General features: G+C 60.7%; 9 protein-coding genes. 5 read left to right on the top strand and 4 right to left on the bottom strand.

Annotation, left to right across the window (positions count from 1 at the left end; all coding sequences use genetic code 11):
* Positions 1 to 30: 30 nt before the first annotated feature.
* Positions 31 to 1,029 carry a BMP family lipoprotein gene (locus tag AC1RTP_RS23815; RefSeq protein ID WP_498611119.1) on the bottom strand — a complete coding sequence of 333 codons (999 nt, stop codon included), beginning with the start codon at positions 1,027 to 1,029 and terminating at the stop codon, positions 31 to 33.
* A 392-nt stretch (positions 1,030 to 1,421) separates the two neighbouring features.
* On the opposite strand from AC1RTP_RS23815, the gene AC1RTP_RS23820 reads away from it, so the two are divergent.
* The 4 genes from AC1RTP_RS23820 (at position 1,422) to pcp (ending at position 6,004) form a co-directional block, all read left to right on the top strand.
* On the top strand, positions 1,422 to 3,641 hold the full coding sequence (locus tag AC1RTP_RS23820) for a TonB-dependent receptor (protein WP_498611120.1): 2,220 nt from the start codon (positions 1,422 to 1,424) through the stop codon (positions 3,639 to 3,641).
* A gap of 67 nt (positions 3,642 to 3,708) precedes the next feature.
* Positions 3,709 to 4,416: a DUF969 domain-containing protein gene (locus AC1RTP_RS23825; protein ID WP_498611121.1), complete on the top strand. Its 708-nt coding sequence runs from the start codon at positions 3,709 to 3,711 to the stop codon at positions 4,414 to 4,416.
* Positions 4,413 to 5,363 carry a DUF979 domain-containing protein gene (locus AC1RTP_RS23830; RefSeq protein ID WP_498611122.1) on the top strand — a complete coding sequence of 317 codons (951 nt, stop codon included), beginning with the start codon at positions 4,413 to 4,415 and terminating at the stop codon, positions 5,361 to 5,363. Before AC1RTP_RS23825 ends, AC1RTP_RS23830 begins: the two co-directional genes overlap by 4 nt.
* A complete protein-coding gene (gene pcp, locus AC1RTP_RS23835) occupies positions 5,360 to 6,004 on the top strand; it encodes a pyroglutamyl-peptidase I (protein WP_498611123.1) in 645 nt (214 codons plus the stop codon). The genes AC1RTP_RS23830 and pcp overlap by 4 nt, the downstream gene beginning before the upstream one ends.
* A gap of 41 nt (positions 6,005 to 6,045) precedes the next feature.
* Here pcp and AC1RTP_RS23840 read toward each other — a convergent pair whose 3' ends face one another.
* The 3 genes from AC1RTP_RS23840 to AC1RTP_RS23850 are packed head-to-tail and all read right to left on the bottom strand — an operon-like array spanning position 6,046 to position 8,971.
* A complete protein-coding gene (locus AC1RTP_RS23840) occupies positions 6,046 to 6,957 on the bottom strand; it encodes a LysR family transcriptional regulator (RefSeq protein ID WP_498611124.1) in 912 nt (303 codons plus the stop codon).
* Positions 6,942 to 7,868, bottom strand: a complete 927-nt coding sequence (locus AC1RTP_RS23845; RefSeq protein WP_498611125.1) for a pseudouridine-5'-phosphate glycosidase — start codon at positions 7,866 to 7,868, stop codon at positions 6,942 to 6,944. Before AC1RTP_RS23845 ends, AC1RTP_RS23840 begins: the two co-directional genes overlap by 16 nt.
* Positions 7,869 to 7,873: 5 nt before the next feature.
* Positions 7,874 to 8,971, bottom strand: coding sequence for a carbohydrate kinase (locus AC1RTP_RS23850; protein WP_498611126.1), 1,098 nt, complete (start codon positions 8,969 to 8,971; stop codon positions 7,874 to 7,876).
* A gap of 220 nt (positions 8,972 to 9,191) precedes the next feature.
* Between AC1RTP_RS23850 and xapA the strand changes: the two genes are divergently transcribed.
* Complete coding sequence (xapA, locus tag AC1RTP_RS23855) at positions 9,192 to 10,031, top strand: xanthosine phosphorylase (protein ID WP_498611127.1); 840 nt, start codon at positions 9,192 to 9,194, stop codon at positions 10,029 to 10,031.
* Positions 10,032 to 10,117 lie beyond the last annotated feature (86 nt).

Here is a 10,117-nt window from a genome sequence, read left to right on the forward strand (position 1 = left end):
TCGGCGCGTTCTCTTTATAGGAACTGCTTGTTAGGCCGGGCAAGCGGCGTTGGTGGTGCGGATGTCGATGACCTTTACTTTGCCATCGATGATGTCCTTGCGCGCGCCCATAACCTTCTTCTCAATTTCAGGCGTGATCACCTTGCGGTTGTTCTCGTCCAGCGCCCAATCCACGCCGCCTTCCTTCAAGCCTTTGGAGGTGACGCCAGCCTTCCAGGTGCCGTTCTTCATCTGCATGAAGGAGTCGTACACGGCGTTGTCCACACGCTTGACCATGGAAGTCAGCACCGAACCTGGGTACAGGTGGTTCTGGTTGGAGTCCACGCCGATCGACAGCTTGCCTTTTTCCTTGGCGGTCTGCAGGGTGCCCATGCCGGAACCGCCGGCCACCGCGAACACAACGTCCACGCCGCGGTCAAACTGGGCGCGTGCCAGCTCGCCGCCCTTGGCAGGATCGTTCCAGGCGGCGGAGGTGGTGCCGACCATGTTCGAGATCACTTCGCTCTTCTTGTCGGTAGCCTTGGCGCCTTGGGCATAGCCGCAAGCGAAGGTACGGATCAGGGGAATGTCGATACCGCCGATGAAGCCCAGTTTCTTGGACTTGGAAGCCATGGCCGCAGCCACGCCCACCAGGTAAGAACCTTCTTCTTCCTTGAATGTCACGGAATTGACGTTATTACCTTGCGCCACGCCGTCGATCAGGACGAAGTGGACTTTCGGGAATTCTTTAGCGACTTTCTGCACCGCCTGGGTCTGGGCGAAGCCGATGGAGGCGATCAGGTCCAGGTTCTTACGGGCCAGGCCGCGCAGCACTTGCTCAGCCTGAGTGTCGCTGCTGGCTTGTACTTCGATGAACTTGATGCCGGTTTCCTTCGAGAAGCGGGAAGCGCCTTCGAAAGCCGATTGGTTGAACGACTTGTCGAACTTGCCGCCAGCGTCGTACACGATGCCCAGCTTCGGATCAGCCGCGTTTGCGCTGGCTGCTACCGTAACTGCGGCGATCATCAGGCTAAATTGTTTGATTTTCATGTAAGGGCTCCGTCGAAGTTCGATATTGTATATTTTTATGGAGTGCCTCGTTCCGCTTTTTCGCGCCAAAGCAAGCCACGGCACCTTGTAGCTTGCCAACAACACACAAATGCAATTTTTGACACTGTACCCTTGATTAATCCTTGGGCACGTAATCAAACTGCAATCATCAGTTCCGGTAACCGAATCCGCTTCTCAGGGCATGGATTCGTTGCTCACTACTATGCAGCAGGCGCTATATGTATGGCAAATACGTTTTTGCTTACTTATTTATATGCCAGTCAACTAAATGACGGCCTATTCGTAAGTAAAGGAACGTGCTTTCTTTCATGTTAGGATTTGCGCCATTGCAACATTAGCTTACTTACCATTTAAAGATTGGAACATCGGGTATGGATAAACGCCTCAAGCACTCCCTGATCGCCCTGGCTGTCGCCAGCGCCTTTCCCCTGCACAGCGCGTTCGCGCAAGAAACCCAAACAACTGAAGAAGTCAAAAAGCCAGGCCAGTTGGAGACCGTGATTGTTACGGCGCAGCGCCGTTCTGAAAACATCAAGGACGTGCCGATGGCGATCGCCACCATGAAGGGCGAAAAGTTGGACGTGCTGACTTCCGGCGGCCAGGACATCCGTTTCCTGAACGGCCGCACCCCGTCCGTGTCCGTGGAATCGGATTATGGCCGTACCTTCCCGCGTTTCTATATCCGCGGCCTGGGTAATACTGACTTCGACCTGAATGCTTCCCAGCCGGTTGGCCTGGTGATGGACGACATCGTGATGGAAAACCCGATGCTGAAGGGCTTCCCGGTGTTCGACGTGGACCAGATCGAAGTTCTGCGCGGTCCGCAAGGTACCCTGTTTGGCCGTAACTCCCCGGCCGGCGTGATCAAGTTCGACTCGGCCAAGCCGGTCTTCAAGCAGGAAGGCTACTTCAGCGCCGGCTTCGGTAAGGAAGGCGTACGTAACCTGGAGGGCGTGTACAACCTGCCAGCCAGCGAGACTCTTGCGCTGCGCTTCTCCGGCCAGAGCCAGCATCGCGACAACCGCGTGCATAACCCAAGTCCAAAGGGCACCCAGGACTTCGAAGGCTTCGACGACAACGCGATCCGCATCCAGGCGCTGTACAAGCCGACCAAGGATTTCTCAGCCCTGGTCAATGTGCACGCTCGTAATATGGATACCACCGCGACCCTGTTCCGCGCCAATATCCTGAAGAAGGGCACCAATGACCTGGTGGACGGCTTTGATTACTACTCCTATCCGAGCGATGGCTTCAACAACCAGTGGCTGAAGACCCGCGGCGGCAACGTCCACCTGCGTTGGGACCTGCCGAACATTACCCTGCACTCGATCACCGGTTACGAGAAGCTGGACCTGTACAGCCGTGCGGACGTGGATGGCGGCTTGATCGCCGACCCGCGCATTCCGTTCCAGCTGGAGACCGCTGACCTGATGCCGAACCATCGCCAGTTCACCCAGGAGTTCCGCGCCGAGTCGACCGCCAAGGGCCCGCTGCAGTGGATCGGTGGCCTGTTCTTCTTCAACGAAGACATCCAGATCGACAGTATCGCTTTCGATACCTATAACAACAGCGCTCTGCTGCCAGGCTACACCCAGCAGTTCCAGCACGCTAAGTCCTGGGCTGCCTTCGGTACCCTGAACTACACCGTGACCAACGACTTCAAGATGCGCGCCGGCCTGCGCTACACCACGGACAAGAAGGACTTCCTGGCGGTGCGCTACGAGCCGAACATCACGCCTTCGCCGAAGACGCTGGATGACACTTCGCACAACCTGAGCTGGGACCTTAGCGGCACCTACACACTGGACAAGGACACCAACCTGTTCGGCCGCGTTGCGACTGGCTACCGTGCTCCTTCCATGCAGGGCCGCCTGTTTGGCCCGAACGACGTGCCATCCATGGCCAAGGCCGAAAAAGCCCTGTCGTTTGAAGCTGGCGTGAAGGCTGACTTGTTCGACCGCCGCGCCCGCGCTTCGCTGACCGTCTTCCACTACAAGGTCGACGACAAGCAGCTGACCGCAGGCAGCGGCGCGATCAACATGAACCGCCTGATCAACGCCGATAAAGTGACCGGCTCGGGCGTGGAGCTCGACCTGCAAGCTAACCTGGGCTACGGTTTCAGCGGCTCCCTGGGCAGCAGCTACAACAAGACCGAAATCAAGGACCCACAAGTCTTCGATACCAAGTGCGGTTATCCATCCACGTTCTGCACCGTGACCGGTCCGAACGGTCCATTCGCAGGCACGGTCCTCCTGGACGGCAACCCGCTGCCGCGTGCACCAAAGTGGCAGCACAACTTCACCCTGAAGTACAGCACCGACGTGGGTAACGGCGAGCTGTATGCCTTCACTGACTGGGCATACCGCAGCTCCTACAACTTCTTCCTGTACGAAGCAACCGAGTACAAAGCAAAGCCTTTGACCGAAGGTGGCCTGCGTGTCGGCTACAAGTGGGATAACTACGAAATCGCTGCATACGGCCGCAATATCACCAACCGTATCCAGGCCCTGGGCGCGATCTCGATCAACAACCTGACCGGTATCGTCAACGAACCGCGCACCTACGGTGTGCAGTTCAAGGCGAATTTCTGATCAGTTGTTCGCATGATCGCATGAGGGAACGCGCACTTCGGTGCGCGTTTTTTTTAGGGGAGGGGAGATGCAATCTGCAGTGAATATGTGGCCGCTGCTGGGCGTAGCAGTGATCGTGCTCGGTTTCCTGCTGCGTCTGCATCCTGTGCTGGTAGTGGTGGCGGCTTGCTTTACCACCGGCTTCGCCGCATACATGCCGGTAGAAGCGCTGCTTGTCTCGCTGGGTACTGCCTTCGTCAAGACGCGCAACCTGCCGATGATCTATCTGCTTCCGCTGGCGGCAATCGGCCTGCTGGAGCGCTTTGGCTTGCGCGAGCATGCGCAGGCGGCGGTGGCCCGCGTGCGTTCCGCGACGGCGGGACGGCTGCTGATTGTCTACCTTGCGGTGCGTGAGTTGTCGGCTGCGATGGGGCTGACCTCGCTGGGCGGCCATCCAAATATGGTGCGGCCTGTCGTGGCGCCGATGGCGGAAGGAGCTGCGGAAGCGCGCCTGGCGGCAGAAGGCGCTACGCTGGGCGATGAACAGCGACAGCGAATCCGCGCCATGGCGGCTGCCACCGACAACGTCGGCCTGTTCTTCGGCGAGGATATCTTCGTCGCCTTCGGCGCCATTGTGCTGATGCAGACCGTGCTGCGCGCGGAGGGCATCGAGGTTGATCCGCTGCATATGGCGCTGTGGGGAATTCCGACCGCCATCAGCGCCTTCATCATCCACGCATGGCGCTTGCGCCGGCTGGACCGCTACCTGGTGCGGCGCAGTGGAGGCGCCGCATGATTGTCCGCGTCGAATACTTTTATTGGCTGCTTGGCATGTTGCTGGCCCTGGTGGCGCTGCTTACGTTTGGCGATCGCAGTAATCCGCGCCGCTGGACGACGGGCTTGTTCTGGGCGCTGTATGCGATTGTCTATCTGGCTGGCGAACGCATGCCGCCGTCGTTGGCGGGACTGTCGATGATCGTGATGGCGCTGCTGGCCGGCTTTGGCGGCGTGCGTAGCGGCAAGCCGGACGTTCTGCCGGAGGATGCGCGCCGCGCCAGTGCTGCGCGGCTTGGGCACCGGCTGTTCGTGCCGGCGCTGGTGATCCCGGCTGCCACCATGGCGGGGGCGACGCTGCTGAAGGATGTCCGCGTCGGCGATTTGTTTGTGCTGGACCAGAAGCACCTGACACTGGTGAGCCTTGGCTGCGCCGCCGTCATCGCGGTCGGCGTGGCTTGCTGGCTGACGCGATCCACGCCGTTGCAGGCCGGTCGCGAGGCGCGCCGACTGGTCGATGCAATGAACTGGGCCATCGTACTGCCGCATATGCTGGCGGTGCTGGGCCTGTTGTTCAGCGAAGCCGGCGTCGGCAAGGCGGTGGCGCAGGTGGTGACGAGTTATATCGGTCTTGATTCGAAACTGGTGGCAGTGGCGGTGTATTGTGTCGGCATGGCGTTGTTCACCATTGTGATGGGTAACGGCTTTGCGGCTTTCCCGGTGATGGCGGGCGGCGTTGGCGTGCCGGTGCTGGTGGCGAAGTTTGGCGGCAATCCATCGGTGATGGCGGCGATTGGCATGTTCAGCGCTTATTGCGGTACCCTGATGACGCCGATGGCGGCGAACTTCAACATCATCCCGACCGCGTTGCTGGAACTGACGGACCGTCATGCTGTGATCAAGGCGCAGATCGGGACTGCCTTGCCGCTGTTAGGCGCGAATATCATTCTCTTGTACTTCTTGTTATGAAAACTGTTCTGCTGACTGGCTTCGAGCCGTTTAATAAAGAGCTGATTAATCCGGCTTGGGAAGCCGTGCGGGCGCTGGATGGATGGCATGAAGCGGGCTTTCGTGTTGTGGCGCGCCAGCTGCCTTGCGTGTTTGGCGATGCTAATGCGGCCATGGCGGCGCTGGTCGACGAGCTGAAGCCGGCGTTGGTGATTGCGGTCGGCCAGGCCGGCGGGCGTGTGGATCTGTCGGTGGAGCGGGTGGCGATCAACATCGACGACGCGCCGATCAAGGACAATGCGGAGCAGCAGTTGGTGGACGAAGCTATTGTGCGCGGAGGGCCGGCGGCGTATTTTGCGACGCTGCCGATCAAGGCGATTGTCGCGGCTTTGCGGGCGGCCGGTTTGCCGGCGTCGGTGTCGCAGACTGCGGGCACCTTTGTTTGCAACCACGTGTTCTATGGTTTGATGCACGCGGTGGCTGGCCGCAAAGGAGTGAAGGCAGGGTTTATTCACATTCCTTATTTGCCGGAGCAGGCGGCGCGGCATCCTGGAACGGCCAGCATGTCGCTGGCGCAGATGACTGAAGGGATTCGCATTGCAGTGCGGACGTCCCTTGCAGTTTCCATGGACATTTCGGCCGGCGCAGGGGCGACCCATTAAACCCGGTAAACCTGGGTCTGACCCAAGGGTCAGACCCAGGTTTACCGGGTTTCGGCGGTGGGTGGGCGAAGGATGTTGAGGAAGGCGCGCACGACAGGTGCGTCGTCCAGTGTGGTGTAGGTGATGTACAGGTTTGCCGACGGCGGATTGGTGCGGATCGGCAGGAACACCACGCCGGGCCAGCCGATACGCGCGGTGGTTTCGGGCATCAGTGTCACGCCCAGTCCCGCGCCCACCATCGCCAGCAAAGTCTGTGGCTCGTGCGCCTCCTGGAAAATCTCCGGCTGGAAGCCCGCATTCACGCAGCACTGAATCAGGTAGCGCGGGAACGCTGACTTATCCAAAGCCAGCGTCAGCATTGGATCGTCCGCGATGTCCGTCAGCTCAATCGCATCCATCTTCGCCAGCGGGTGATGTTCATTCACCGCCACGCAGACATTCTCGCGGAAGCACAGCTCTTGCTTGAGGTTATCCCGGCGCAGTTCATCTTCATCAAGCTTAGGCTCGCGCCAGAAGCCGACGTCGACCTGCTTCGCGCGCAAGGCGTCGTACTGCACCGTCGGCCCCAATTCATGGATGGTCCACGTCACACGGGGATACTTGCTCTGGAATTCCTCCAGCATCGATGGAATCGGCCCCCACATTGCCGAGCCGACGATACCGACTCGCAGGCGGCCAACCTCGCCGCGGTCGATCTGGCGCACGGTATCGATGGTCATGCGCATCTTGGCCAGAAGGTCGGATGCCTCTTGCATCAGCGCCTTGCCCGCAACGGTCAGCTCGAAAGTGCGGGTGGTGCGTGCAAACAGCTTCACACCCAGTTCCGCTTCCAGCTTCATGATCTGCTGGGAAAGCGGCGGCTGCGAGATATGCAGGCGTTCGGCCGCGCGGCTGAAGCTCTTCTCTTCGGCGACGGCGAGGAAGTACTTTAACTGTTTCAGGTCGATGGACATGGATGCTCCTGCAGCGCGCGCGCCAGGGCTGCGCCGACGCGCGCGTTGTTTTTCACCAGTGCGATATTGGTCTTCAAACTGCGACCCTCGGTCAAGGTTTTGATACGGGCCAGCAGGAAGGGCGTGACCTTTTTGCCGGTGACGCCGTTTGCTTCCGCTTCCTGCAAGGCGCGCAGGGTGATGGCGTCGATTTCTTCTTTCGGCATGGCTTCATCGGACGGCACCGGCGCGGAAACGACCACGCCGCCCTTCAGGCCCAGCGCCCACTTGGTGGCGATGAAGGAGGCCTGCTCGCCGGCGGTATCCAGCTGGAAGTCGGCATTGAAGCCGCTTTCGCGCGTAAAGAAGGCCGGGAAGCCAGGCTGGCCGACGGAGACGACCGGCACGCCGTGCGTCTCCAGGTATTCCAGCGTGAGGCCGATGTCGAGGATGGACTTCACGCCCGCGCACACAACGGCAACATTGGTCTGCGCCAGTTCCTGCAGGTCGGCCGAGATATCCATGCTGGTCTCGGCGCCGCGGTGCACGCCGCCGATGCCGCCGGTGACGAAGACCTTGATGCTTGCCAACTGGGCGCAGATCATGGTCGCCGCCACGGTGGTGGCGCCCAGCTTGCCCTGTGAGAGGACATAGGCCAGGTCGCGGCGCGATACCTTGATTGCATCCGGCGATTTGCCCAGTTCTTCCAGCTGCGCTTCGGTCAGGCCGACGCAGATCTTGCCGCCAATGATGGCGATGGTGGCAGGCACGGCGCCCGCGTCACGGATGATCTGCTCCACTTCGCGCGCGGTCTCCACGTTTTGTGGATAGGGCATGCCGTGCGAAATGATGGTGGACTCCAGCGCCACGATAGGCTTGCCGGTCGTGCGTGCATTGGCGACTTCCGGGGAAAAGGACAGGAATTGGTGCATGGTTTTTACTCCTCAATGTGCGCGGCGAGCAGGTCGGCGCTCAGCTCGGGCGAAACAGTGTGCGGGCTGGCCAGCGTGATGGATGCGGCTCTCAGTCCGCGCTGGCAGGCCAGGGTCAGTTGTCCGGGATCTTGCAGCAGCGACCAGCAGACGGCGGCTGAGAAGGCATCGCCGGCGCCGGTCACGTCGACTATGCGCGCGTCATGCGCCGGCAGCCAGTGCAGGGCTTCGCCCAGGGTGTGATAGACGCCGCTGGCGCCGCAGGTAACGATGACGTCTTGCGCACCGTCGGCTTGCAGTTCGTGACAGGCTGCCTGCACGTCGGCTTCTGTTGGCAGGGAGCGGCCGGTGCGGGTTTCCAGTTCGCCGCGGTTCAGGATCAGCAGCGACAGGCCGTGCAGCTCTTTCGGCAGGCGCGCCATCTTCGGCTGCGATACTGCGACCACCACCAGCGGCACGCTGGACGCGCGGGCGTCGGCCATCAGCATGGCGATCGACTCGATCGGCAGGTTCAGGTCCGCCACCACCATGCCGGCAGAATTGCGCTGCGGCTGGCGGCTGGCGATCCAGCCGGGCGTCATCTGGTCGAAGATGGCCATGTCGGCCAGGGCGACCACCATTTCGCCGGAGGCGTCCAGCACGGCGGTGTAAGTGCCGCTACCGATGCCGTTGACCTGCAGGCTGCCTTCCATGCCGATGCCGAAAGCTTCAGCCTGGGCGCGCAGGGAGCGGCCTGAGGTGTCGTCGCCGAGGGCGGTCAGCAGGGAGCAGGGCAGACCGAGCTGGGCCAGGTTGGCGGCGATATTACGCGCCACGCCGCCGAAGCTCTCTTCGGCGCAGGCCGGGTTGGAGGTGGCCAATTGCAGCGGGGCGATCGGGCGCAATTTGCGGTCGAGGCAGGCGGCGCCGATGCACAGCACGGTTCGTTCATTGCGCAAAACATAAGCGCGGCCCAGAAGCTTGCGCTCGCGGATCAGGCTGGCGATATGGCCGGCAACGGCAGAGCGCGACAGTGCGAGCTGCTCCGCCAGCTCTTGCTGGGAAATAAAGGGATTGGCGCGGATCAGCTCGTACAGCTGTTCCTTGCGGGAGAGGTCGGTCACGAAAAGCTCGCTATAAACATTTGTTTGCGATGCTAAACATTTGTCCGTTTAATGTCAAACGGAGCCGCTCCTATAATAAACCTATATTTATATCGTCAGCGTATAAATGGCAAAGAAAAATGGTATTTGCCATACATATAGACGATGATGCATAGTGTCGTGGTACGTTCAAGGGCCTGTTCTGGCCAGCTCACCTAAAGATATAAAAACGAGGAACTCCATGTCTTCCAATACCCCTTTCCAGGCAGCCGCCATCATCCGCGCTCGCATGCCGGCCAATTTCCAGCCACGCGTTGCAATGATCCTGGGCTCCGGCCTGGGTGTGCTGGCTGAACAGATGACCGATGCAGTCTCGATCTCTTTCGACGAACTGCCAGGTTTCCCGATCTCCACCGTGCATGGCCACGCTGGCCAGCTGGTTCTGGGCACGCTGGCGGGCGTGCAAGTGGTGTGCCTGAAGGGCCGCGGCCACTTCTACGAAGGTTATGGCCCTGCGGTGATGACTTCCGCAGTGCGCACCATCAAACTGCTTGGCTGCGAGATGCTGTTCGTGACCAATGCGGCGGGTTCCCTGCGCCCTGAAGTGGATGCGGGTTCGCTGGTGGCGCTGAACGACCATATCAATTTCCTGCCTGGTACGCCGATGGTGGGCCCGAACGATGAACGCTTCGGTCCGCGCTTCTTCTCGATGGCCAATGCTTACGATGCGGACTTGCGCAAGCTGCTGCAGTCGACCGCTGCGGACAAGTCGATCACGCTGCATGAAGGTGTGTATATCGCTTACCCGGGCCCGAACTTTGAGACGCCTGCGGAAATCCGCGCCTTCAAGACGCTGGGTGCGGATGTAGTTGGTATGTCTGTTGTGCCGGAAGTCGTGTCGGCGCGCCATTGCGGGCTGAAGGTGGTGGGCGTTTCCGTTATCACCAACCTGGCGGAAGGGCTGTCGCCGTTCCCTCTGTCGCATGAGCAGACGCTGAAGTATGCGGCGGTTGGCGCGGAGTCGCTGATTAAGCTGATTCTGGCGTTCCTGGAGAATGTGGCTAAGGCTCCTAAGGCTTAAAACCGGTACTGGGGGGGGGGGGGGGGGGGGGGGGGGGGGGGGGGGGGGGGGGGGGGGGGGGGGGGGGGGGGGGGGGGGGGGGGGGG

The sequence above is a fragment of the Pseudoduganella sp. GW821-FHT11H04 genome, from assembly GCF_058807935.1.